This window comes from Gardnerella sp. c17Ua_118, assembly GCF_055804255.1.
In genome coordinates, this window is record NZ_JANUYT010000001.1 from 399,306 (window position 1) to 424,610 (window position 25,305).

The 25,305-nt window shown below is 40.5% G+C and carries 20 protein-coding genes, 1 tRNA gene and 1 riboswitch; of the genes, 5 read left to right on the forward strand and 16 right to left on the reverse strand.

Translation table 11 applies throughout. From position 1 onward, the window contains the following. Nucleotides 1–81 precede the first annotated feature (81 nt). From NYP69_RS01715 to NYP69_RS01725, 3 genes are all read right to left on the reverse strand, one after another. Nucleotides 82–2,139, reverse strand: coding sequence for an AMP-dependent synthetase/ligase (locus NYP69_RS01715; RefSeq protein ID WP_004130827.1), 2,058 nt, complete (start codon nucleotides 2,137–2,139; stop codon nucleotides 82–84). A 263-nt stretch (nucleotides 2,140–2,402) separates the two neighbouring features. Beyond that, nucleotides 2,403–2,984, reverse strand: coding sequence for a hypothetical protein (locus NYP69_RS01720; RefSeq protein ID WP_004130824.1), 582 nt, complete (start codon nucleotides 2,982–2,984; stop codon nucleotides 2,403–2,405). 411 nt (nucleotides 2,985–3,395) lie between these two features. After that, nucleotides 3,396–3,471 (reverse strand) — tRNA-Gly (locus tag NYP69_RS01725). A 331-nt stretch (nucleotides 3,472–3,802) separates the two neighbouring features. Between NYP69_RS01725 and adhP the strand changes: the two genes are divergently transcribed. Next, entirely contained in the window at nucleotides 3,803–4,813 is a 1,011-nt protein-coding gene (gene adhP, locus NYP69_RS01730) for an alcohol dehydrogenase AdhP (RefSeq protein WP_004133156.1), read from the forward strand. 87 nt (nucleotides 4,814–4,900) lie between these two features. On the opposite strand, the gene NYP69_RS01735 is transcribed toward adhP, so the two are convergent. Next, nucleotides 4,901–5,917 (reverse strand): glycosyltransferase, encoded by a 1,017-nt coding sequence (locus tag NYP69_RS01735; protein WP_473410504.1) that lies wholly within the window; start codon nucleotides 5,915–5,917, stop codon nucleotides 4,901–4,903. Nucleotides 5,918–6,035: 118 nt separating this feature from the next. After that, a riboswitch (FMN riboswitch) is annotated at nucleotides 6,036–6,187 on the forward strand. Nucleotides 6,188–6,192: 5 nt separating this feature from the next. On the opposite strand from NYP69_RS01735, the gene NYP69_RS01740 reads away from it, so the two are divergent. The 3 genes from NYP69_RS01740 (at nucleotide 6,193) to NYP69_RS01750 (ending at nucleotide 9,819) form a co-directional block, all read left to right on the forward strand. Then, entirely contained in the window at nucleotides 6,193–6,792 is a 600-nt protein-coding gene (locus NYP69_RS01740) for an ECF transporter S component (RefSeq protein WP_473410505.1), read from the forward strand. Nucleotides 6,793–6,866: 74 nt separating this feature from the next. After that, nucleotides 6,867–9,278, forward strand: coding sequence for an energy-coupling factor transporter ATPase (locus tag NYP69_RS01745; RefSeq protein ID WP_473410506.1), 2,412 nt, complete (start codon nucleotides 6,867–6,869; stop codon nucleotides 9,276–9,278). 235 nt (nucleotides 9,279–9,513) lie between these two features. Continuing rightward, nucleotides 9,514–9,819, forward strand: a complete 306-nt coding sequence (locus NYP69_RS01750; RefSeq protein ID WP_004117809.1) for a YhbY family RNA-binding protein — start codon at nucleotides 9,514–9,516, stop codon at nucleotides 9,817–9,819. A gap of 76 nt (nucleotides 9,820–9,895) precedes the next feature. Here NYP69_RS01750 and NYP69_RS01755 read toward each other — a convergent pair whose 3' ends face one another. From NYP69_RS01755 to NYP69_RS01770, 4 genes are all read right to left on the reverse strand, one after another. Further along, nucleotides 9,896–11,269, reverse strand: a complete 1,374-nt coding sequence (locus tag NYP69_RS01755; RefSeq protein WP_115761888.1) for a replication-associated recombination protein A — start codon at nucleotides 11,267–11,269, stop codon at nucleotides 9,896–9,898. Between the two features lie 110 nt (nucleotides 11,270–11,379). Beyond that, on the reverse strand, nucleotides 11,380–13,908 hold the full coding sequence (locus tag NYP69_RS01760) for a DEAD/DEAH box helicase (RefSeq protein ID WP_473410507.1): 2,529 nt from the start codon (nucleotides 13,906–13,908) through the stop codon (nucleotides 11,380–11,382). Between the two features lie 83 nt (nucleotides 13,909–13,991). After that, the gene (gene der, locus NYP69_RS01765; RefSeq protein ID WP_473410508.1) at nucleotides 13,992–16,214 is read right to left on the reverse strand and encodes a bifunctional cytidylate kinase/GTPase Der; all 2,223 of its coding nucleotides are present in this window, start codon (nucleotides 16,212–16,214) and stop codon (nucleotides 13,992–13,994) included. Then, complete coding sequence (locus tag NYP69_RS01770; protein ID WP_004133164.1) at nucleotides 16,211–16,984, reverse strand: pseudouridine synthase; 774 nt, start codon at nucleotides 16,982–16,984, stop codon at nucleotides 16,211–16,213. Before NYP69_RS01770 ends, der begins: the two co-directional genes overlap by 4 nt. A 238-nt stretch (nucleotides 16,985–17,222) precedes the next feature. Between NYP69_RS01770 and NYP69_RS01775 the strand changes: the two genes are divergently transcribed. Further along, complete coding sequence (locus NYP69_RS01775; RefSeq protein WP_004133166.1) at nucleotides 17,223–18,170, forward strand: MIP/aquaporin family protein; 948 nt, start codon at nucleotides 17,223–17,225, stop codon at nucleotides 18,168–18,170. A 15-nt stretch (nucleotides 18,171–18,185) separates the two neighbouring features. On the opposite strand, the gene NYP69_RS01780 is transcribed toward NYP69_RS01775, so the two are convergent. From NYP69_RS01780 to ruvC, 8 genes are all read right to left on the reverse strand, one after another. Next, a complete protein-coding gene (locus NYP69_RS01780; protein WP_373271631.1) occupies nucleotides 18,186–18,503 on the reverse strand; it encodes a DUF3017 domain-containing protein in 318 nt (105 codons plus the stop codon). Between the two features lie 198 nt (nucleotides 18,504–18,701). Beyond that, complete coding sequence (gene purH, locus NYP69_RS01785; protein ID WP_415697288.1) at nucleotides 18,702–20,384, reverse strand: bifunctional phosphoribosylaminoimidazolecarboxamide formyltransferase/IMP cyclohydrolase; 1,683 nt, start codon at nucleotides 20,382–20,384, stop codon at nucleotides 18,702–18,704. A 29-nt stretch (nucleotides 20,385–20,413) separates the two neighbouring features. Further along, nucleotides 20,414–21,742: a cell division protein PerM gene (locus NYP69_RS01790; protein WP_473410510.1), complete on the reverse strand. Its 1,329-nt coding sequence runs from the start codon at nucleotides 21,740–21,742 to the stop codon at nucleotides 20,414–20,416. Nucleotides 21,743–21,837: 95 nt separating this feature from the next. Further along, nucleotides 21,838–22,419: an adenine phosphoribosyltransferase gene (locus NYP69_RS01795; RefSeq protein WP_004130797.1), complete on the reverse strand. Its 582-nt coding sequence runs from the start codon at nucleotides 22,417–22,419 to the stop codon at nucleotides 21,838–21,840. Nucleotides 22,420–22,436: 17 nt separating this feature from the next. Then, on the reverse strand, nucleotides 22,437–22,865 hold the full coding sequence (gene yajC / locus NYP69_RS01800; RefSeq protein ID WP_032840177.1) for a preprotein translocase subunit YajC: 429 nt from the start codon (nucleotides 22,863–22,865) through the stop codon (nucleotides 22,437–22,439). A gap of 68 nt (nucleotides 22,866–22,933) precedes the next feature. Then, a complete protein-coding gene (ruvB, locus tag NYP69_RS01805; protein WP_101889287.1) occupies nucleotides 22,934–24,013 on the reverse strand; it encodes a Holliday junction branch migration DNA helicase RuvB in 1,080 nt (359 codons plus the stop codon). A 5-nt stretch (nucleotides 24,014–24,018) separates the two neighbouring features. Then, on the reverse strand, nucleotides 24,019–24,657 hold the full coding sequence (gene ruvA, locus NYP69_RS01810) for a Holliday junction branch migration protein RuvA (RefSeq protein WP_346284276.1): 639 nt from the start codon (nucleotides 24,655–24,657) through the stop codon (nucleotides 24,019–24,021). A 60-nt stretch (nucleotides 24,658–24,717) separates the two neighbouring features. After that, a complete protein-coding gene (ruvC, locus tag NYP69_RS01815; RefSeq protein WP_116689569.1) occupies nucleotides 24,718–25,299 on the reverse strand; it encodes a crossover junction endodeoxyribonuclease RuvC in 582 nt (193 codons plus the stop codon). Between the last annotated feature and the right edge of the window lie 6 nt (nucleotides 25,300–25,305).

Genomic DNA, 25,305 nt, shown 5'->3' on the forward strand with positions numbered 1-25,305 from the left:
TATACAAGCTTTATCGTAATACCAGCTATAAATCTATATTTGCAATTGTTAATTAGCCTATTAGTATTTTATTTTATAATCTTATTCACTAACGGTTTGGTTTACTCCATCTTCATTATTTGAATAAGATTCCTTAGAATCGGACTGCAAAGGCAAATCTTCTCCAAAACGCTTCAGATGCGTTGCAGCTTGATCAATAGCTTGCTTAACTTTAGGAGTAACAACCTCTTGAGCTTGCTTAACAGTTTCTTGAGCCTGCTTAACAGTCTCGGTTGTTTTATCTAAAATCTTAACCGTTGCAGGAAGTGGCCTACTATTAGGTTTTGGAGCATAAAGCTGCGTTTCAATAATATCGCTATATTTCTTCAAAACCTTTGGACGCACAACCTTCATGCTTGGCGTTAACGTACCAGCATCTTGAGAGAATTCTTCGTCTAAAATAACAAATTTACGAATAGACTCCGCTCTAGAAACTGTGCTATTAGCTTGATCAATAAATTGCTGAACAACAGATCGGATTGCATCATTTTGTGCAATATCTTTCATTGGAATAGTCTCATCCATTCCTTGATTATTAAGCCAAGAACGAACCATATCTGGCTCAAGCTCAATAAGAGCAGAAACAAATGGCTTTCCATCTCCAACAACCACTGCATGCGAAACAATAGGACACTTTGCAATAATGGTTTCAAGAGGAGCAGGACTTATGTTCTTTCCACCAGCAGTGATAATAATGTCTTTTTTTCTGCCAGTAATTGTTAAGAAGCCCTCATCATCAATCTCGCCTAAATCGCCAGAATGAAGCCATCCATCTTGGTCAATAACTCCTGCAGTAAGCTCTGGCTTTCCGTAATATCCAACAAAAACATTAGGACCTTTTACAAGAACTTCGCCATCATTTGCAATGCGAATTGTGATTCCAGGACCAGGCTTTCCAACAGAACCAACTTGATTAGCATGCTCAAAGTTAACAACACATGGAGCAGCTGTTTCCGTCATTCCATAACCTTGAATAAAAGTTATTCCATCTAATCCATTAAAGAAGTGAGCGAGCTCTGCATTTATTGGAGCACCACCACAAGCTAGCCACGCTAAATTAGGACCAAGTGCAGATCTTATAGAAGAACCAACAGTCTTCATATAAAAATCGTGCTGCAATTTTGCATAAATAGAATGCAATTTTCCTTCGACTTCGTCTTTAGACCACTCAACAAAATGCTGAACAGCCTTAGCAAAGATTCTACCGCGGATTCCAGCTCCAGCTTTTTGAGATGCTGCGTTATAAACTTTTTCAAACACTCGAGGAACGCCAAGCAAATACGTAGGCTTAAAACTACGCAAATCTGCCAACAAATGTTTAGCGTTTGGAACATATCCAATAACGCCATTCGCTCCAACTGCAACATATTGAATATACCTTGCAAAGCAATGTGCAAGAGGAAGGAATAGAAGTATTCTACTTGGCTTATACAACATGTCGTTTAGAACATCGTATGCTGCGTAAACAATGTGCGTAAAGTTTCTATTAGTAAGCATTGCTCCCTTTGGCTTGCCAGTAGAGCCAGAAGTGTAAACAATAGTTGCTAAATCATCTGCTTTTATTTGATTAATAGCATTATTTAGCTCATCGTCGCTTATTGATTTTCCAAAATCAATAACAGCATCAATACCATTGGCCTTAAAGTTAAAAACCGTTTTTAATGAAATTCGCTTATTGTCTTGACGAACTCTTTCCAAGCATTGCGCATGCTCGTCGTCTCCTGCAAAAGCGATAACAGGCTTTACTTCCGAAATAATATCTGCAGCTTGAAGAGCGGAGTCAGTTTCGTAAATAGGTATGCTAACAGCACCAATACAAGCGCACGCAAAGTCCACAACACCCCATTCATAACAAGTTGGAGAGTAAATAACGATTTTGTCTCCTTGCTTAACGCCAAGAGCGATTAAGCCTCTTGCAGTAGAACGAACTTTGGATAGCATCTGTGATGCGCTAACATCGTGCCATTGACGAGTATTGTCATCTTGCCATTGTGCAATCACACCTTGCGGGTCTCGCATTGCCCTATTGGCAAGCAATGAATAAATTGTGTCACCATCGTTAGTTGGGTGAATGTCTTCTACAGAAAATTCTCGCAGCATATTCTTAATTGTACGGTATAAGCATGCCAACACAAAACTATGAAGATACAAAAATATGCACAGAAAATTAGCGTTTTTTACAAAATAACAATTTAACAAATAACGATTTAGAAAACCCCTTGAGTAAAACAGCAAATGCAAATTATATTCTAGGGGCGTTACGCAAATAAGCTACATAATCCAACATGTTTATGCATGTACATACTTAATTAAATCAATAACTACTTAAAATTCATATTATGCAAACTACGATTAGGTAAAACCTAACCTATATCTGCTAACGTGCAAACCCATTTTCCCATTATGAATCTAAGTGTTAAAGATGTCCAATATTCTGTATCTCCAATATGAAGCAAAACGACTGCCTCTAATTGTGATGGAGAAACCAGTATTCCGTTTATCATCTTCGGTATTGTTGGATTACTTCTTAGCTTAGAAACTTCTGCCTCATTATGCTTATCTTTGTAGCATTCATTAATCAAGTACCACATATTCTCGAGTTTGTATATACACTCTTTTGTTAATGCTCTTTTCATCTCTGGCGATATTGGCCTGCCGTGAGAAATATCACCTACTATGCACGCTACTTTGCATATTTGCATTGCAAGATATAGGTACATCTTTTTACCATGCGTATTATTGAAACACGATGATACGTGATAACTTGCCATTGAGCGAGAAGACCCAACTGGTATTAAACCTTCATAAACTGGAAAAGGTCTTCTATCTTTAGTCTGGAACCGCGACGGATCTACTTGATCTGGGAAGTTACTATTAATAACCTCCCAAAATGTCTCATTATCATCGTCGTTTGCGTATAACAGAGTGTTAGAAAAATTTCTCATTCTCTCCTTCTTTCCTAAAATTTTGTCAAGTCATTTATTTTTTAATTCCTTATTTGTTAATTTTGTTTTCACATTATTTTCTAATGTTTAAGTAAAGCATACAGCTTATTGCAAAAAATAAAAGAGTTAATTTAATATGTGGATAAAACATTCATAACGCTTGAATTTTCACCGAAAAATCAAGGATTATCTAACAAAAGTTATACACATTGAATAAAAAGAATTGCTTTATAGTCCAAAGCTAAGCTGACTAATTCTATTTTCAGAATATTCATCAGCTTAGCTTTACACAGTTTTGGCCTATACCCTTTTGGCTGCCTATAACACCGAAAGCTGGCATACGTGCTGAGACATGTAATAGAAAATAAAAAATCTCAGTAGATATGAGGACATATCTACTGAGAAATCAAATGGAGCGGACAGCGGGACTCGAACCCGCGGTCTCAACCTTGGCAAGGTTGCGCTTTACCAACTAAGCTATATCCGCAAACAAGATGCCATAGTAGCCTGATTTATTGTTTAATGCAAGTTATAATCAAAAATAAAAAATGTATAGTGATTTTCTGCTGTATTCAGGCGATTTTACGGAGTGTTGAACAGAAGAAAAAGATAAGAAAACAATAAGAAAAATATTGAATACGATAATTATTATCATTAAGCCATAAATTTTTATAAAAAATTTTCTTAAAATGTGATTTTTATCATGAAAAATCGTAAAAATAATGTAGAATAAAAAATAGCTTTTACCAAACAGGTAAAAGAAAAGAAAACCGAAAAAGCAATGTTTTCTAAATGAAGCATAGAACAAGGAGGTTTCTATGAAGTCTATTGTTGCAACCAAAGATAAGAAGGCACAGGTTGTAGAGAAGGAACTCCGCCCATTGGAATTTGGCGAAGCGTTGCTCGATATGGAATGCTGCGGCGTATGCCACACCGATCTTCACGTTAAGAACCAAGATTTTGGCGATAAAACTGGCGTTGTTCTTGGCCACGAAGGCATTGGTATTGTTAAGGAAGTTGGCCCTGGTGTTACAACATTAAAGCCAGGCGACCGTGCATCTGTAGCGTGGTTCTTTAAGGGTTGCGGTCATTGCGAATATTGCACTACTGGCAGAGAAACACTTTGCCGCAGCGTTTTGAACGCAGGATACACTGCCGATGGTGGCATGTCTCAAGAGTGCATTGTTGCAGCTGACTACGCTGTAAAGGTTCCAGAAGGCTTGGATCCAGCTCCTGCAAGCTCTATCACTTGCGCTGGCGTTACAACCTACAAGGCTATTAAGGAGTCGGGCGTACACCCAGGCGAATGGCTGATTCTCTTTGGCCTTGGCGGTCTTGGTAATCTTGCGTTGCAATATGCAAAGAACGTATTTGGTGCGCACGTAATCGCAGTAGATGTTAACGATGCTCAGCTTGAATTTGCTAAGGAATATGGCGCAGATTTGTGCGTGAACCCACTTAAGGAAAATGTTCCTGAATTTGCTATGAAGAAGGTAGGCGGCGCTCATGGCGCTGTTGTAACCGCTGTAAGCAAGGCTGCTTTTAACTGTGCAGTTGACTCTGTACGAGCAGGCGGCACTGTTGCAGCTGTTGGTCTTCCACCAGAAGATATGGAACTCAGCATCCCTCGCCTTGTTCTCGACGGAATCCGCTTGGTTGGATCCCTTGTTGGAACTCGTAAAGATTTGGAAGAAGCATTCCAGTTTGGTGCTGAAGGCAAGGTTGTTCCAAAATGCCATATGCGCAAGATGGAAGACATTAACGACATCTTCGACGAGATGCTCAGCGGTAAGATTCGCGGTCGAATGGTAATCGACCTCTCCCACTGAAAAAAGAGATAAAATAAAAAACTAGAAGCCACTTAGTAAACGCTAGGTGGCTTCTAGTTTATGTTTTAAGTCTTAATGATTTGTAGACTATTTTAACGGAGGCATTGGCTTCCAATTAGAATCATGCAAAATTTTTCTGCTTGCAATCCAACCAGTAAAAAGCTTTTTAACGCCACTTAAAATATGCTCACGATCTACAGCAACAAGCCTAATAAGCTCTTTTGCAGCAGTCAAAGCAGTTCCGAGAGCAAACATAAATGGCCTAAAATCGCCGTGAATCATAAAGTAGCGCGCCATAAAACCACGGTTTCTCATAATATGGTAACGATTCATGTCGGAAGTGGAATTTAGTTGGCGAACACCAGCAATATCCCAATTAGGAATATTACGAGTTCTGCGAAGAATAATGTCATTTACAACAATCGGATTCGTAACTTTGCTAGCAAGATAGCCATAAGTAGTGTCATCCCAATAAATAAAGTAGCGCGAATCTGGAAGTCCGATTTTCTCTACAATATTGCGCTTAAACAATCCACCTTCAAAGCACATTGTGTTCATAACGCGGTAGCCAGACGAGCCAAATGCTGCTGGCGCGATTGGATTAGGGATTCCAAGAGAAACAATAAAGTTATATTGCCAATAAAAATCGCCACCGTCGTAGTCCAATCGGCTGCCTTGAATCACATCGTGGCTTTTAGTCCACTTGCAAAGACGCTCAATAGATTCTGGAACAGTTTCAACATCATCGTCCATAACCCAAAACCATTGTGCGCCAAGCTCATACGCTTTTTTAACGCCAGCACTAAAACCGCCAGCTCCCCCAAGATTGCTGCTTTGAGGCGCGTAAACAACGCGGTTTGAATCGCCAGAATCATCCGCACTAGAAGCACCCCACCTGCGCGAAAGAATATCGCTTAAATCATCCACCATTTTGTGCGTTTTTTCGCTACTTTCGTTGTCTACAACAACAATTCGCCACGGGCATTGATTCAAACACTCAAACGATTTGAACAAATTTGCAAGAAGCTCCTGGCGCTTATAAGTAACAACAACAATCGCAAGCTTGTCTATAGTATTAACAGAAGTATTCGTAATTTCACTCATGCTCTTAATCTTACACTTAGCATTGCCATCAAAAAGCGTTACAAGTCAAAAGTTAATCAAACCGCTAAATGTTCTTAGCGCTTAGCAATAAATGTTCTTAGCATAAGATAAAAATAAAGAGTAGTTTCAGGGAAGGTGAAAATCCTTACTGGCGGTAACGAGGTAATTCTTGAATTAGTGAACTGTCTCGAAGCCCGCGAGCGGCATTGTGCTGCTGATTCGGTTAGAATCCGAAGCCAACGGTTAAAGTCCGGATGAAAGAAACGGAGGCTCTAATGAGCATTTCACGCGAAAATAATCATAAAACAAGCAATCATACAGCAAATAATCACGCAACTTACTCTGGCAAAAACTATTGGTCAAGCGAAAAAATTGCTAAATACGCGCTATTCGTTGCGCTCTCTATTGCTGTAAGCTTTATAGAATTTCCACTTATTCCAGACGTAAACTATCTTAAATACGATCCTTCGGGAATTGTGTGTTTGATTGCAGGATTTGCATACGGACCATTCGCCGCTGCAATCGTAAGCGTACTAGGATTTGCTCCGCACTTCTTCACTAATCCGTTTGGCGCAATAATGGCAATATTGGTTTCAATGGGCGCTTCTGTTAGCGCTGCAATCGTCTACAAAAAAATTAGAACCAAAGAAGGCGCTATTATTTCGCTTGTGGTTGGCTCTGTAGTTGCGATTGCTCTTGCAATAGTCGGAAATCTTATTATTACGCCGCTTTATGCTCATATTAGTGTTGAGCAAGTTGCTGCTCTTATAGTTCCAGCTCTACTACCGTTTAATGTGATTAAGCTTGCGATTCATTGCGTAGTAACTATGCTTATTTATAAGCCTGTTTCAAAACTTCTTAACTACAATAAGTAGCAAACAAATAGCATTAGCCAAAATAGCATTAGCCAAAATAGCATTAGCCAAATTAAGTAAAAAGCAAGCTGATTATGCAAAGCAATAAAGTTATTCAAGATAAAGCAAGTGATAAAACAAGTTGCAAAGACGAAAAAAGCAATACGGATTATTGTGCTAAAAAAGATAATGCTGTTTCTTTGCAAAAAGTTCGCTTTAGCTATGATGGCGGAAAAACTTGGATTCTAGACGGAATAGATCTTGAAATAGCATATGGTCAAAGAATCGCAATAATTGGCAAAAATGGTAGTGGAAAGTCCACGCTAGCTAAAATTATTGCAGGACTTTCTTCCCCAGATTCTGGAATTGTTACGCTATGCGGAATAAAAGTTTTTGAAGCGAACAATGTTGATTCAAAAGCGTACCAAAAAGCACGAGAATCTATTGGAGCATTGTTTCAAAGCCCAGAAGACCAAATCGTTACAACAGTTGTAGAAGACGATGTTGCTTTTGGGCTTGAAAACTTGTGCGCCTCTAAAGAATTTATGAAGAAAAATATAAGCAATGCTTTACGCGCTGTAAACATGGAAAATCACCGTTTTAGCGACCCGAGCAATATGAGTGGAGGTCAGCAGCAGCGCGTTGCTATTGCGTCGTCGATTGCTACACAATCAAAACTTCTTGTATTAGACGAGCCTACAAGCATGCTTGATTCTTGCGCAAAAGCAGACGTAAATAAGCTTTTTGACAAGTTGCAAGCGAGCGGCACAACAATCGTGCAAGTAACGCATAAGATTAGCGAATGCAAAAATGCGGATCGAATATTAATGCTAGAAAACGGAAAATTGCGTGATGTAAGTTTATTGGAATTAGAAGAATTCTACGCGGAAAAATCGCCAGCTGTTATTGGATCAAAAAGCATGACGGAAAATGTAGAAAAATCAAATGCAGAAAATTCGAATGCAGAAAGCAAAAATAAACGTGATTCGAATAAAACAAACAAGAATGCAGCAATTGAAATATCTAATTTAAGTGTGAGCTATGCAAATAGTCAAAATCCAATAATAAGAGACTATTCTCTAAGCGTAAAAGCAGGCGAAATCGTTGCAATAATGGGAAAAAACGGGTGTGGAAAATCCACGCTCGCAAAAGCAATATGCGCACTTATTAAATACGATTCTGGATCTATTTGTGTAAACGGAATAAAAATTAGCGAGAAAACAAGCAAATCACAAATGCGTGAAATTCGCAAAAACATTGGTTACGTTATGCAATTGCCAGAACAGCAACTTTTTGCGCAAACTGTTTTTGAAGACGTAGCATACGGTCCAAAAAACTTTGGATTAGAGGGATGCGAATTGCGTTCCAGAGTATTGAGCGCACTAAAATCATTGCATATTGAACATTTAGCGCAAAAATCCCCATTCGAACTTTCTGGAGGCCAGCAACGACTAGCAGCAATCGCGGGAATTTTGGCTTGCAATCCAAAAATCTTGGTTTTAGACGAGCCTACAGCAGGATTAGATTTTGAGTATGCAAAAATCGTATTAAAAATTTTAAGCGATTTACACAATAAAGGCGTAACAATTATTGTTATTACGCATGATTTTAGTGAAGCAAAATCACTTGGAGCGCGCATAGTTACACTTGATTCGCGCGAAAAGAAGCAAGCGCAAGAACAAGCACAAGACGAAAAGCTTGAAAATACTAGCGAGAATGGTAGCGAAAACAAGAACAAAAACAAGTCATTGCTAAGCTTATTTAATACGCGAATCATACTAATATCATGCTTAATTCTTATGTTTAGCGCGTTTAGCATTACAAACTTCTACCAACTTGGAATCCTTGCACTATCAACGCTTGCTCTAATATTTCTCGCTAGAATATCGCCTATAAAATTATTCTTGTCATTGCACATGTTTATTGCAATATTCGTATTTTCTGGATTGTTTAATCTTCTAGTTGTGCATTCTGGAAGAGGACTTTTTAGAATCGGACCGATATTAATAACAGACGATGGAATAAAGTTTGCAATACTTTTCGCTTCAAGATTTTCGCTTGTTATACTAATCGGGTCAATAATTGTACTAACCATAAGCCAAACGCGATTGACTGAAGCATGCGCGTCTATTATTTCGCCTCTTAAAAGCGTAGGATTGCCAAGTCAAGAAATTGCTCTTATTATGAGCCTTGCTTTACGATTTTTGCCAACTCTTGCAAAAGAAGCAGAATCTGTTGCTTTAGCTCAAATTGCAAGAGGCGGAAACATAAAAGACGGGTCTATAAAAAAGCGATTGCAAGCAATAACATCTCTTATAGTTCCAGGATTTGCAAGTGTGATTCGGCACGCAAACACACTGGGACTTGCGCTAGATTCCAGATGCTACGTTCCTGGAGCAAAGCGCACGCACTTACATACAGAGAAAATTCGCATAAAAGACTTTGCGCTTTTAAGCGTTACATTAGCTATTGTGTGCGGAATAATTTTTGCTGGAATATTTATATAACTGATAATTGGAATATTTGTATATTGAACTCATTGAACGTGTTGAACGCGGATTCTTACGGTTAATGTATAATCCGATAAGCATTGAAAATTTAAGCGTTACAAGTAGATAATCAATAGTCGATAGTTGGTTGTTGATAATTGCGTTTAACAATATAGCGTTTTGACGTTTTAATGTTTTGAAAATTGGCGTTTTAACGTTTTATGCATGTTGAACGCGATTTGGAAGGAAAATAATGGCATTAACTAAAAAGCAAATTAAGCAATTGCGCGCGCTCGCTAACACTTTAAGCCCATTGCTTTACGTTGGAAAAAACGATATTAGCGATGCTGCTGTTAAGCAAGCAGACGAAACAATGCAATCTCACGAGCTTATGAAGTGCGCTGTGCAAGATGGCTCTGGCTTAAGTGCTAAAGAAGCTGCGCAGGAACTTGCAGAACATCTTGGTGCAGAAGTCGTGCAAGTAATTGGCAACCGCTTTGTGCTGTTCCGCGTTTCAAATCGCGAAGATATTGACCACATTATGCTTGTTCGTGAGTAAAACTCTCTCTTAAAAAAATAGTAATACTGCATTAAAAGGCTTCTTAAAATTCTAAGGAGCCTTTTAATTATCGACTTTATTTATTGTCATCGGGATTGTGGAGAATATTGCGGATTTGAGATAAACGTTGCGAAATCTCGTGCTCGTAGCCGCGATTATTTGGGTGATAATATTCGCGGCCAACTAGCTCATCTGGCATATATTGTTGAGATGCTACAGCTCCTGGGTAGTCGTGAGCGTACTTGTAGCCTTCGTGATTTCCCCAACTTTTCATCAAAGCAGTCGGAGCGTTACGCAAATGAAGAGGCACTTGACCAATATTTCCAGCATCAACATCTTGCAAAGCCTTATTAATCGCATTGTAACTTGCGTTTGATTTTGGAGCAGTTGCTACAGCAATCACAGCTTCCGAAAGAATAATCCGCGCTTCTGGCATGCCAATTAAAGCAACCGCTTGAGCTGCAGCAACAGTTACTTGCAAAATTTGCGGAGCCGCCATACCAACTTCTTCGGCAGCAGCAATCATAATTCGCCTTGCAATAAAACGCGGATCTTCCCCAGCTCTAAGCATTCGCGCTAAATAATGCAAAGAAGCGTCAACATCACTTCCACGCATTGACTTAATAAAAGCAGAAATCACATCGTAGTGGTCGTCTCCATCTTTGTCGTAACGAACTGTAGTAGTATCCATTACGTTAGAAACAATATCGGCAGTAATAACAGGCTTCTTTTTGCCATGCTGCAAAGCAACATCTCCTGTTACTGCTCCTGCAGCCGCCTCTAAAATCGTAAGAGTTTTGCGAGCGTCTCCCCCGCTTAAACGAATAATTGAATCTATTGCATCGTCATCAATCTTAAGCTGATTATTAAGACCATTTTCGCTTGAAATTGCGCGTTCTATAAGCGTGCGCAAATCTTCTACACTAAGAGACTCAAGTTTAACAACTACTGATCTGCTAAGTAGTGGCTTAATAATTGAAAAGCTTGGATTTTCGGTAGTAGCACCGATAAAAGTTACATCGCGATTTTCTACGCTTGGAAGCAAAGCATCTTGCTGTGATTTAGAAAAACGATGAACTTCGTCAATAAACAGGACTGTTTCTTGACCTTTACTAACTAAACGCTCATGCGCGCGATCTAACACCGCTCGAACATCTTTAACTCCAGAAGTTACAGCAGAAAGCTCTTCAAACACGCGACCAGACTGTTGAGCCACAATATAAGCAAGCGTAGTTTTACCAACACCTGGAGGCCCAAACAACACAACAGAACTTGGAGATGTAAGAGAACCTTTAGATTGAGGATTTGCAAGCCTGCGCAAAGGCGAACCATCTTTTAGCGCATGAGTCTGCCCAAGAACGTCTTCGATAACGCTAGGTCGCATACGCACAGCCAATGGACGTGTTACATCGCTAGGCGCACTACTTGCTGTAAATAAATCCTGAACCATAATCTAAGTATACTCAATCCATAGAACAAACGTTCGACTATATTTTAGATTTTGCATAAAACATAAGTAAAATATAAGCAAAACGCAAATAAAACTTAAGTAAAACAACACTAAACGTGCGACACGCTGTAGTCAAAGAACACAACTTCGCCTGTATCTTGTGTGGAATCCAAATCAACAATTCCAGTAATAGCCCAATTATGGTCTCCGTCCGAATCGTCAATAATCTGCCGAACTTTCCACGAATGCTCATTTTTTTCTAGAGAATCATCCAAAATAAACAAGTCTCCGCCACGAGCTTTGGCATCGATACCAACATACTCATGTTCGTCGTAATAGTCGTCAAGCACATCATTCCACTCATGAACGCCGTAACCCCAAGCTTTGTCAAGCTCTCCCAAAGCATCCGCATCTTCCAAATCCATAAGTTGCACGCGGCGGAACATTGCATTTCTAATCAACACAATAAGTCCTCTTCGATCCGCAACAACAGACTCAGAAGTTCCAGGCGCAGCCGTAGTTACTGCACTAGCTTCAGCGTCCGACCCTCCAGCACTCTCCCACTCGTCAACCAAACTCGAATCAATAGAGCGCACAACAAGTCGAAGCCACGAAATAATATCGCGCAATTCTTCGTTAAGCATGTCTTCTGGCACAGTACGAGCAAGCGAACGATAAGCGTCCGAAAGGTAACGAAGAAGCGTTCCCTCACTTCTAGCAATGCCATAGCGCGAAATATAGCCAGTAAAATCAGAGGCGATTTCAACCATGTCTCGAAGCACAGATTTAGGCTTAATCCAGTAGTCATTTGCCCACGGAACATCTTTGCGATATTGCGCAAAAGCAGGAGCTAGCAAATCTTCAAGAGGCTTAGGGTAGCTAACTTCCGCCAAGCGTTCCATGCGCTCCTCGTAATCAATGCCATCATCTTTCATGCCAGCCATTGCAGCATCGCGAGCTTTACGCTCTTGCGCGCGAAGAACAGGCTTAGGATCATCTAAAGTTGATTCAACCATAGAAATTACGTCAAGCGCGTAGCTTTGAGATTCTGGGTCAAGAAGTTCCAAAGCAGCAAGCAAGAACGGCGAGAGTGGCTGATCTAGCGCAAAACCTTCTGGCATAGCAACATCAAGATCATAATCGCAAGAACCGTCCGAAAGCTCTCTACATTCAATAACTTGAGTGTCAAGCAAAGTTTGGAAAATATCGTTGCAACGCTCGAGCAATTTCTCTTTATCTTGCGGCTTTTGCGCACTATCTTCAATAAGTTTTTCAACGCGTGCTCTAGCGTCTCCGCCTTGCGTAACTTCGTTCAAAATCATTGAATGCGTTACAACCATGTGCGGATTCAAAGTTTCTGGAGCGCTTTCAATAAGCTTAGTAAACGTTGGCTCGCCCCAAACTACAAATCCTTCTGGAGCCTTCTTACGCTTAATTTTTTTAAGCTTTTTAGGATCATTGCCAGCTTTTGCAACAGCGCGCGCGTTTTCAATCTCAAACTCTGGAGCCTCTGCAACTACTAAGCCCTCTGTATCAAACCCCATTCTGCCTGCACGACCTGCAATTTGATGAAACTCGCGAGCGCGAAGCTTTCGACTACGGTTCCCGTCAAATTTTGTAAGAGCTGTAAGCACAACAGAGTGAATTGGCACGTTAATACCAACGCCAAGAGTGTCTGTGCCACAAATAACGGGCAGCAATCCTTGCTGAGCTAGCTGTTCAACAAGCCTGCGGTAGCGTGGAAGCATGCCAGCATGATGTACGCCAACGCCAGTGCGCAGTAGCCTTTGCAAAATTTTGCCGAAGCCTGTAGTAAATTTAGTACCTTTAATCGCTTGAGCAATTTTGTCTCGCTGATCTTTGCTAGAAACCCCCGTGCTTGCAAGCGCTTGAGCTGTTTCTAGAGCTGCGTCTTGCGAAAAATGAACTACGTAGATTGGCGTTAAACCCTTGTTAAATAAGAGTTCTACAGTTGTTGCAAGCGGCTTATCTGTGTACTCGTATTCGAGTGGGATTGGCCTTGGAGCGTCTGCAATAATATCAACACTACGATTTGTTGATTTTTCTAAGCGTTCCGCAATATCCGTTACGTCTCCAAGAGTTGCGCTCATAAGCAAAAATTGCGTGTTTGCAAGAGTAAGTAGCGGCACTTGCCAAGCCCATCCTCGCTCTGGGTCTCCATAGTAGTGGAATTCGTCCATTGCAACGCAATCAACTTTTGCGTTTACGCCTTCTCTTAAGGCTTGATTTGCTAAGATTTCCGCTGTGCAGCAGATTATTGGAGCGTCCGCGTTAATATGCGAGTCGCCAGTAATCATGCCTACGTTGTCTCGCCCAAAAATCGCAACTAAATCGAAGAATTTTTCGGATACAAGCGCTTTGATTGGCGCAGTGTAGTAGGAGCGTCTGCCAGTTGCGAGTGCCGCAAAATGCATGCCGAGCGCTACTAGAGATTTTCCAGAACCTGTTGGAGTATTTAATATTACGTGGTCTCCTGCAAGCAAATCCATAACGGATTCTTCTTGATGCGGCCACAAATCTACATGCTTGTTAGTTTTAACCCAATCAACAAATGCTTGAAAAATCTCATCTTCGCTAGCATGATGCAAATCAAGAGCTAACTCGCCTAATCCAGCCATATTCCGCTCCTACTTTACTTACGCTTTAATCGCAACTTTAATCGCAGATTTATTTGCGATTTATTTATGATTAACCTGCGATTTTACTTGCGCTTCTTTTTATCTCGTACTTTTACGGAGATTTGAATAGGAGTTCCCTCGAATCCAAATTCTTCTCTAAGAGAACGCTCAATAAAGCGACGGTAGCCGTGCTCTAAGAATCCAGTTGCAAATATTACAAAACGCGGAGGGCGCGTAGAAGCTTGCGTTGCAAACAAGATTCGCGCTTGCTTTCCACCTCGCAAAGGATGCGGATGAGCAGACTGAATACGGCCTAAGAAGGCATTAAGCTTGCCTGTAGGAATGCGCTTATCCCAGCTGTCTAAAGCTGTTCGCATAGCGCGTGCAAGACGATTCGTATGCCATCCTGTCTTTGCAGAAAGATTAACTCGCTCAGCCCAAGTAACTCGCTCAAACTCAGTTTTCCACAAGCGTTCCATGCGCTGTCTGGAAAATTCGTCCATCAAATCCCACTTGTTAAACACAAGTACGATTGCGCGACCCGCGTCTACAGCCTGACTCATAACCTTTAGATCTTGCTCCGCAATTGGCTGCGAAGAGTCAAAAAGAATCAAAGCAAGTTCCGAACGCTCAATCGCAGCTTGCGTACGAAGTGAAGAATAATATTCGGCACCCGTAAGCTTGTGCTGTCTGCGCTTAATACCAGCAGTATCAATAAACAGCCAATCCTCACCGTCTACGCGCACAACCTCATCAACAGGGTCTCGAGTAGTTCCAGCCAAATCATTTACAACAGAACGCTCTTCGTGAGCCAAATGGTTCAAAAGCGAAGACTTACCAACGTTTGGACGACCAACTAAAGCAACTCTGCGCAAACCTTCTGGAGTTAAGAATCCAGAAGTCTTATTCGCTTTCTTTAAAGATGCAAGAGCTGCGTCAAGCAAATCTCCAACGCCTCTGCCGTGCATTGCAGAAATTCCATAAGGCTCGCCCATTCCAAGCTTCCAAAACTCTGCCGTTAAATACTCGCTTCTAGCGTCGTCAACCTTGTTAACTGCCAAAGTAATAGGCTTACCTGCAGCGCGAAGCATTGAAACAATACGCTCGTCGGTAGCTGTTAAACCAACTTGACCGTCTACTAGGAAAATCACAGCATCGCTTAAACGCACTGCTACTTGCGCTTGCTGAGCAATCGAAGAATCAATACCTTCAACATCTGCTTCCCAGCCGCCAGTGTCAACAAGCTTAAAGTTGTTTCCAGCCCACTCAGCATCGTAGCTTACGCGATCTCTAGTAACGCCTGGAGTATCTTCTACAACAGCAACTCTGTGACCCAAGATACGGTTTACAAGCGTTGATTTTCCAACGTTTGGTCGGCCAATAACGGCAATTACTCCAACAGCTTTTGTATCTTTCGCTTCACTTTCGCTTGCTAAATCTCCGCTAAGAAGCGCACGGTCTTCATCGTCAAGATTGTAGCCTTCAAGATTTGCAGCATAACGGTCGTACTCATCTTGCTCAATTGCATCGTCAACCATCTCTACAAGAGCGTCAAGAGTCTGCTCAAAAGTCAAATCAGAATTATCTAGAGTTGTAACACCGTCTGCAGCTTGAAGAAAATGAGTAACTTTAGAATCTTTAGCATCACGAGCGCGAATATCGTCTTCTTCTAAAGATTCGTTATTCTTAGATTCAATATTTTCAGATTCGTTATTTTGCGAATTTTCTTGCGCAATATCTTGCTTATTTCTGCGAGCTTGACGCACATCCTCGCGTGCAGTAAGAAGCACTCGAACTTGCGCATTAGGAGCCACAACAGTAGTAATATCGCGGCCTTCTGCAACGATTCCTTCTCCGCCAGAGAAAGAATCCTCAGCAGACTCTGAAGCAATATACGCGCGTTGAGCAGCAATAAGCATGCGTCGAACTGCAGGAATCGAAGAAACAGTAGACACGCGCGAAGAAACTTCGCTGGAACGCAATTCTTCGCTAATATCTTCACTATCAATTACGACTACAGGATTTTTTGGATCAACGCTAAATTCAGCATGATCTTCCGTAAACAATGCTCCAACAGCTTCAACAATTTGATTAAAGCGTTCCGCATCTGCAGAATTTGTTGGATTTCCTTCTTCATCCAACTCAAGTTGCTTGCTTAAATCAATTCCTTGCTTTAAGCACCACCATGCTGCAGCTCTATACATTGCACCCGTATCTAAATACGCAAAACCGTAGTATTGTGCTAAAGCGCGAGAAGTAGAAGACTTACCAACTCCTGCTGGTCCATCAATTGCTACACAAATCACAGGCCAACCTCCTTAGAAAGCGAGCGAACTTCTACTTGCGAAAGCACGCGATAAGACCCAGCTTTTAAGTCACCCAACTTAATAGGGCCGATTTGCGTACGAACAAGACGCTTTACAGGAAAGCCAACAGCTCCAAAAATCCTACGCACAATTCGATTCTTACCAGAATGCAAAACAACTTTTACGATTGTTGCATCGTGATTCTGATCGATTATTGCGCATCTGTCTAGCTTAATCCAGCCGTCTTCCAGATTTACGCCTTGCGAAACTAGCCTGCGGCAAACCATTCCGTTGATTTTGCCTTCAACAGTTGCAATATACGTTTTTTCAACTTCGTACTTTGGGTGCATAACATGCTGGCTTAACTCGCCATCGTTGGTCATTAAAATAAGACCTTCCGAATCGTAGTCCAAGCGACCCATGTGGAAAATTCGCTCGTATTTGTCTCCAACAATATCTCTTAAAGTAAAGCGACCTTTTGGATCATCCATTGCGCTCAAAACTCGCTTTGGCTTATTAAGCGCAAGCGTTACAAGCTTGTGATTGAACTTTACTCTGGATCCGTCTACGCGAATTTTTTGCTTACTTGGATCTACTCGAGTTCCGAGTGTTGTTACAAGCTCATCATCCACTTCAACACGCCCATCGAGAATAATCTCCTCACATTTGCGTCTTGAACCAAATCCCGCTTCAGCAAGTAGCTTTTGCAGTCGAACGGCATTTTTGTCATTTGAATGCGCCTGATTGGCGCGGGAATATGCGTTTGGCATCGTTCTCCCAACGTGACCTATTGTATTAATTTAATATTATTGATGTTTTATTTATGGCCATTTTTGCGTATTTATTAATAATTTTTAATCATTTTTTAATACTCACAGCAAATTGCCACGTTTTTCTATGTTAGCGTATGGCATAGCCGTGATACTATAGCAAACGTTTGGTTGTGTTGCTAATAACAAAACAACATAAAAACAACACAACACGTACACATTAACGTAAGGAATTGTTATGAACAACACTTTGCAAAATAAATGTTCAAATGATGAGCAAAAAGCATCTGCTCCTGCACCTCTTATTTTTAGGATTTTTGCTGAATTTATTGCAAGCGTTTTTGCAATATTTACTATTTACACGTTCTCTTCTGTTGTAACAGCAATGTACGGCGTGAACGTTCTTTTGATTGCTGCAGGAACAGGCTTAGCTTACGCAGCAGCAATCAGTATAGCAGCTAAGGTTTCTGGAGGCCACGTTAATCCAGCAGTAACAATCGCTTCTATGCTTACTGGAAGAACCTCTTATATCTCTGGAATTTTATACATTATTGCGCAAGTTCTTGGCGCACTCGTTGCTGCTTCAATAACTGTTTTTATTCTTCCTCAAACTAAAATGGTTCCAGAAAAAACATGGTTTGCTCCTGTTGTAAACGGTTTTGAAAGCGCTTCTATCTCTGCAAATCAACTAAAAAGCGTTAATGCTTCTTTTGGCGTTATCTCCGCATTAATAGTTGAGATTATTGCTGTTCTTATTATTGTTGCAACAGCAATGACGTATACGCGCGAAGATGGTAGTGCTAAATGCACTTATGCAGCACACATGGGTATTGCATACTCGGTTGGAGCTTTTATTACATACCAAATTACTGGATCGGGTCTTAATCCTGCTCGCTCTACAGGTATTGCCATTCTTGCACAGTCTAAGAAATTAGCTACTGCACCATTAAGCCAACTTTGGGTATTTTGGATTGCTCCTGTTTTTGCAGCAGCTCTTGTTGGATTCGTTATGCTTATTAGCAAGCTTGTTCGTTCTTCTTCAAAAGACTCAAACAGTGTTAAAGAATCCAATAATGCTGGCGATTTAAGCTCGGATGATTCTTCCAAAAACACTTCAGTATCTAGCGAAGAATCAGAAAATAGCGAAAATAAAGAAGTTAACCCATTCTATAACGAAGACAAATAGTTAAAACAAAATAGGTTACATAAAAACAAAAATAGAAAAATACGTTATTAGCAAACCAAGTCCTAGTGCAATGCTTATAAAAGAGTCAAAAGCAATGGATCTAACTTTCCAAGGGCTTCGTTGAGAAAAAATTAAGCGTATTATTCCAAGAATGATGGCTGTTGCAGAAATAATAACTGTAGCAGCCATTATTTTTCCTATAAAAGCTAATACAGCGCACACGCATACGATTATTGCTACAATCCATTGCGCGTATGGCTTACCTTCTTTTACTTCCGAAACGTAGATATGATTGCTTGAGTTGCTATTCGCATTACTATTCGCATCTTGCATTAATTCATCTTTATGATCAAATTTTAATTCGCTATCTTGATTCTTCTGGCTAATTGTCATACTTGTATAATACATAAAAAGCCTTGGAAAGTATATTAAACACAATCCAAGGCTTTACGTTAATACGATTAATCGAGTTAATCTAACTGACTAATCAGCTATTTACAGAAATACTAATTTGCAAATAGCGATTGATTTTTAGTGGAAGAAGTGCCTCGTTCCAGTAGTGTACATTGTTACGCCAGTCGCGCGCGCAGCTTCAAACACTTCCTCATCTCTAATAGATCCTCCAGGTTGAACTATTGCGCTTACACCTGCTTCTATTAAGATTTGCGGACCATCAGCAAACGGGAAGAATGCGTCGGATGCTGCAACAGAGCCTTTAGCACGTTCAACGCCATCTGCCAAAGTATTAGCTCTTTCAACTGCAAGATGGCAAGAATCTACACGATTAACTTGACCCATTCCAATTCCAACAGTTGCTAAATCATGCGCAAGCAAAATGGCATTAGACTTTACGCATCTAAGAGAACGCCACGCAAACTCTAAGTCTTTTAAGGTTTCTTCGTTCGCTGGATTTCCAGAAACAAGAGTCCAATTTTGTGGATTATCTCCAAAATCATCAATCTTATCTGCACTTTGCACCAACGCTCCGCCGTCAATAGGATGCACTTGCAAACCTAAAACAGGAGGATTTGCAACCTTTAGTATTCGCAAATTCTTCTTCTTAGTGCGCAATAATTCCAAAGCCTCAGGCTCGTAGTCTGGAGCAATAATTACTTCTGTAAAAATTGGACGCACACTTTGTGCCATTTCTAGAGTAACAGTTGAATTGCAAGCAATCACTCCACCGTATGCGCTTACAGGATCGCAAGCGTGAGCCTTCGCATGAGCCTCTGCAGCTGTTGCACCTATTGCTAAGCCGCAAGGATTATTGTGTTTGCAAACAGCAACAGCAATTTGCGGAGCAAAATCCCAAACTGCACGCCATGCTGCATCCGCATCAACATAATTGTTGTAACTCATTGGCTTTCCGCCAAGAAGCTCAGCTTGAGCTAAACCGCCATTATGCAACGGATCAAGATAAAGCCCCGCATATTGATGTGGATTCTCTCCGTACCTAAGCTTACGTTCAAGAGTCCATGTTCGCGTATAGTCACATGGAAGTAACGAATCTTTGCTTGTTTTATCAAGCGAATCATCGCTGTTTTCTGTGTTTTCTATCATGCTCTGTGGCATTGGCCAAGCACTATTAGTCCATTGGCATATTGCAGCATCGTAAGCGGCTGTATGCTCGAATGCTTTATGCGCTAAGTATTCGCGCTCTTGCAAACTAAAGCCTTCGCCAGAAGCAATTCGATTAGCAAGCAATTTGTAATCTGCAGGATCTGTAATAACAGCTACAGACTTATGATTTTTAGCAGCTGCTCGAATCATTGAAGGTCCACCAATATCGATTTTTTCAATAATGGCGTCGTTTTTAGCGCCGCTCATAACTGTGTTCACAAAAGGATACAAGTTTACAACTACAGCATCAAATGGCTCAATATTCAAATCTTTAAGCTGCTTTACGTGATCCGAATTGCTCATATCTGCTAAGATTCCAGCGTGAATATGTGGATCGAGTGTTTTAACTCTACCATCTAAACTTTCTGGGAATCCTGTTACATCCGACACTTGCGTAACGCTTACACCCAATTCTTGAAGCTTTGAAGCAGTTGAACCAGTTGAAACAACTTGAGTTCCACACTTTCTAAAAGCATCTGCAAGCGTTTCTAGTCCTTCTTTGCAAAATACTGAAACCAGTACTCGCTTTATTGACCTTTTACCTGTGGTTATCAGCACATCTGCATTTTGTTCTTGCTCATGTATCTGTTGCACCGGTCTTCCTCCTTGTGTTGGATGAGGATTTATTTTTTATTAGCTTTTGAGCTGACTGTTCTAGTTGACTCAAGATTACTAGTTTCAGTTTTGCTCTCAAGCAAAGGTTGATTTTCGGATAAAATTTTATTGCTTAAAAGTCGAATACCAACTATTATTGCGCAAACAAAAAGAATAACAAGCCAAGCAAAGCCAAAACCGTATATTGTTAAATGGCCTAAAGATCGAAGACTTCTACTTACATTAACTCCAACATGTGCTAATCTAAATCTTCCCAAACTACCATTTGCAAATAGAAGCAATACACTCATAACAAGTATTATTGCCATGCAAGACGCTACTAGAACTATTGCAGATTGAACAAATGCAAAAGCTGTTTTCTTCCAGTCTACTTTATTGTTATCAAATATGATTCTAAGGTTGCACAACTTTGAGTACAAAATTATAAACGATGCCAAAATAGCGCACAAAACAAACAATATACTAACCGAAGCTGTTCTATAGAATGAATCATTTATAGCATCTGGGAATATTGCAAAAAGTGGAATAGGTGGTAACGATTTTTTGCTAACAGAAAAAATACTAAAGCTTGCAATATCTCCAATGTTGAATCCTGCTCCAGAAATCCAAGATAATGCCCATAGTGCAATATTCGGCAACCACACTAAACAGGCAATAGATGTTAAAATCCTAGAACCGATTTGCATTCCTAGCTTAGAAAATGCAATCTCAACGTTGCTTGAACCAACTACACACCAAAAGATGATTGTTAAAAGTGCAACAATTGCGTAAATAACTAAAACATTTACAGAGCAATAAAAACAGATTTTTGCGCATTTAATTATTCGCTCAGAAAAATGCTTTGCCAACTTTTGTTTTATTTGTGCAAACGTAGAAGAATATGGAAAAACAGCAATCATCATAGCCAAAATATACACACAAACACTTTTTAGCAATATTATTGGCAAAGAATCCAACAACTCAATATTAGTATTTTGGGATATTACATAATTTGCAAAAACCCAAACAAATAATCCTATTGAATTGGCTAATTGACCGCCTTTTAGCTTTCTCATTGCAATTGCAAGAGATGAAACTAAAAGAATTGTTAATCCAAGAGGAATAATAGTAAGAACAAAATCGTCAAAACCAAGACCAACGCCTTGTGCAAAAAGAAGTACGGCCCATGTTAAAGACATTGATGAATCAGAAAGATTACCAGTTCCTTCTTCAATCGAAATTACTAAAAGCGTTAAAGACATAAACAACCCAACAATAAGAGCAAAAACAAAAATAGCTATTGCTGGAATAGCTAAACCCTTCAAAACGCTAATAAGAGAAGATTTTAGTTTTTTCAAAATTGTTTCTCCCCTACGTTCTTAAAGTTTAGACTTGGATTATTTTGGATTATCTATGTATTTAACGCTTTTCCTAAAACTATTATTTGCTGTGTTTAAGCCGGCATTTTCATTAAGCTAGAGCACTTATAGGATTGCAAGTCGCTCATTCCGTTAATGCCCGTTAGCTCCATTACAAAGCAGAATCCAGCAACAACACCTTCGGATCTTTCAACAAGCCTTGCAGCAGCTTTTGCGGTTCCTCCTGTTGCAATCAAATCATCAACAATAAGAACACGCTGGCCAGGTTTAATCGAGTCTTTTTCAATCTCGATTTTAGCTTCTCCATATTCAAGAGAATACGATTCGCTAATAACTTCTGGCGGCAACTTCCCTGCTTTTCTTACGGCAACAAAACCCTTATTTAAGCGTGCAGCTAATACTGGGCCAAATAAGAATCCACGAGCTTCAAGACCTGCAACTAAATCAAAAGAATCTTTAGAAACTGGCAAAGAATCAACAAGTGACTCAATAAGAATGTTCATACCACGAGCATCTGCAAATACTGGTAGAAAATCGCGAAAAACAATCTTTGGATTAGGGAATCCTGGAATTGTGCGAACAAGAGATGCTAAATAATTAGCATCTTCACTACTAACATTCTTTAGAGGCTTTACCGTAATATCAGTTGTTGTCATAATCCTAGCGTTCTATTCTAGTTTTCTTTATTTTCATTAGATTCGCTAGATTCTTGAACCTCGTTAGATTCATTGGATTCTTGCGATTCCTGCGATTCGTTATCTTCTGCACTATCCGCATTATTATTAGCGCCTTCTGCACTATCTTCTTTATCGTAGCTATTAAAATCTACGCGAACGTAAACCCTGTTAACAGCACGGAAAGATACGCGAAGCAGACTACCTTCTGAATCTAAAACAATTTCTTCGTGATCTGCATCAACGCTAACAACCTTACCAATAATTCCACCAATTGTTATAACCTCAACACCAGGCTTTAACGAATCATGGAAAGAACGCAATTCAGTTTGACGCTTTTTCATGCTACGAGATTGGAACCACATGATACCAACCATGGCAATTACAAGAACAATAAGCATGCCATACTGGCTAAAGAATTGGGGCACAATAAACTCCTTAAGTTATCCAACCCTAAGACGGTAAAACACCGCCCAAATCAACTATTTTAGGGTATCTATCTGACATTATCGGGGGCTTTAAGACCTAAATGCTGCCAAGCTTTTTCAGTTGCAACTCTGCCTTTAGGCGTTCTAACAAGAAAGCCTTCTCGAACCAAATATGGTTCACAAACTGTTTCCACAGTCTCCGACTCTTCTCCAACCATTGCAGCCAGGTTATTAAGCCCTACAGGACCACCATTAAATTGAACCACAATAGCTTTTAGAACAGCAATATCCAAGCGATCAAGACCTTGAGTATCTATTTGATACAAAGATAAAGCCTCGATTACAGACTCGCGATTTACTTCTTTAAGATTATGGACTACTGCCCAATCTCTAACACGCCTCAAAAGTCGATTTGCAATCCTAGGAGTTCCCCTAGAACGCAAAGCAAGCTCTTTTGCCGCTTGGTCTGCAAGATTTACGCCTAAAAGTGCGGAAGAACGCTCAATAAGCTTCTCTAGCTCTTCGTGAGGATAAAAATCCAAGTGAGCAGTAAAACCAAAACGCGCTCTAAGCGGAGAAGGAAGCATTCCTTCTCTAGTAGTTGCACCAACTACAGTAAAATGAGGCAAAGTAAGCGGTATGGAAGATGCTCCAGGGCCTTTACCAACCATAACGTCTACTCGAAAATCTTCCATAGCAATATAAAGCAACTCTTCTGCAGCACGAGGAAGTCGATGAATCTCATCAATAAACAGCACTTCGCCTGTATCTAGAGAGCTTAAAATCGATGCTAAATCTCCAGCATGTTGAATAGCAGGCCCAGAAGTAACTCGAATAGAAACACCTAATTCGTTAGCAACAATCATTGCCAACGTTGTTTTTCCAAGACCAGGAGGACCCGCAAGAAGCATATGATCTGGAGGAACATTACGCAATCTTGCAGCATCCAAAAAAAGTTGCAATTGCGCTTTTAATAAAGGCTGACCAATAAAACCATCCAGAGCATGAGGACGTAACTCCTCATCACTAATTTGCTCGTTTTCTATAGCGCTAGAAGATACCATTCTTAATGAATCTTCTGATACGCCAGTATTAACAGATTGAACGTTGTTTATCTTCTCGCTGTTGATTTTCTCGCCAAAACTCATAATTGTCACCTGCCTCTATCCAGCGAAGACAAAGCCATGCGCAGAACTGTTGGCATATTTTCATCACTAATTGGCAAAGAAATATGCTCTTGTTTACAAACGCTTTCCACTGCTTTTTGAGCATCAAACTGCTTCCAGCCTAAAGACATCAATCCAACAACAACTTTTTGCATAGAAGAATCAATAAAATCGCTTATATTCTTGTTTACATTTTTATCTACGCTATCTTGTTCTAATAGAGCCACGTCAATAGAGCCTTTAAGCTCGAGGATAATTTTTTGTGCGCCCTTTTTACCCAGCCCAGGAGCGGAAGAGAGCGCAGAAACATCTGAATCCGCAATAGCTTTAATCAAACGATCTACGCTTAATGTTGAAAGCAAAGAAAGAGCGACTTTAGGCCCTACTCCACTAACTTTTTGTTGAATTTGAAGAAAAATACGCTTTGCAGCCATACTTGTAAAACCATAAAGCGTAATAGCATCTTGACTAACTTGCAAAGACGTATAAACTCTAACTTCTTGACCTTCGCGCAAAGATGATAAATCTGACGAAGGCATATATAACTCGTAACCAACGCCACCAACACAGACAAGCGCACAACGAGAATCGATAGATTCCACTACGCCATTAAGCATACCAATCATCAGCGCTCACCTTTCAAAATAAATCCCTACAACCTATAGAACATCTGTTCTATAAATATCCTACATACCTCGCCCGACAGAACTCGATCCGCGCGCCGCACGCAAAGACTCAGCCCACTTTCTTTGAGCATCTGTTAAATGCTGCTCTCGCTCTCCGCCTTGCAACGCGCCCGCAGGCCTAAGAGCATGACAAATAGCTTGAGCTAAAGCATCCGCAGCATCTGCAGGAGTTGGTAAAACATTAAGATTCAAAAGACGCGCAACCATGCGCTCTACTTGTTGCTTGCCAGCACTGCCATTGCCAGCAACAGCAAGTTTAACCTCTGTAGGAGTGTGTAAAGCAACAGGAATACCCCTTTGAGCTGCAACAAGCATAGCGATTCCTGCAACTTGAGCAGTTCCAAGCACAGTATTTCGATTTTCTTGAGCAAACACGCGCTCAATCGAAACAACATCTGGCGAAAACCTTTCGATTTTTTCAACCAGCCCATTGTAAATCTCAAGAAGTCGTAAATCTTGAGAAGTTTTTGGATTGCTTCTTAAAACATCGACGTGAATAAAAGAAAGCCGACGAGAAACGCCGGCTTCAATCACGCCGACCCCGCAGCGAGTAAGCCCGGGGTCAACGCCCAAAATCATCATTGGAAA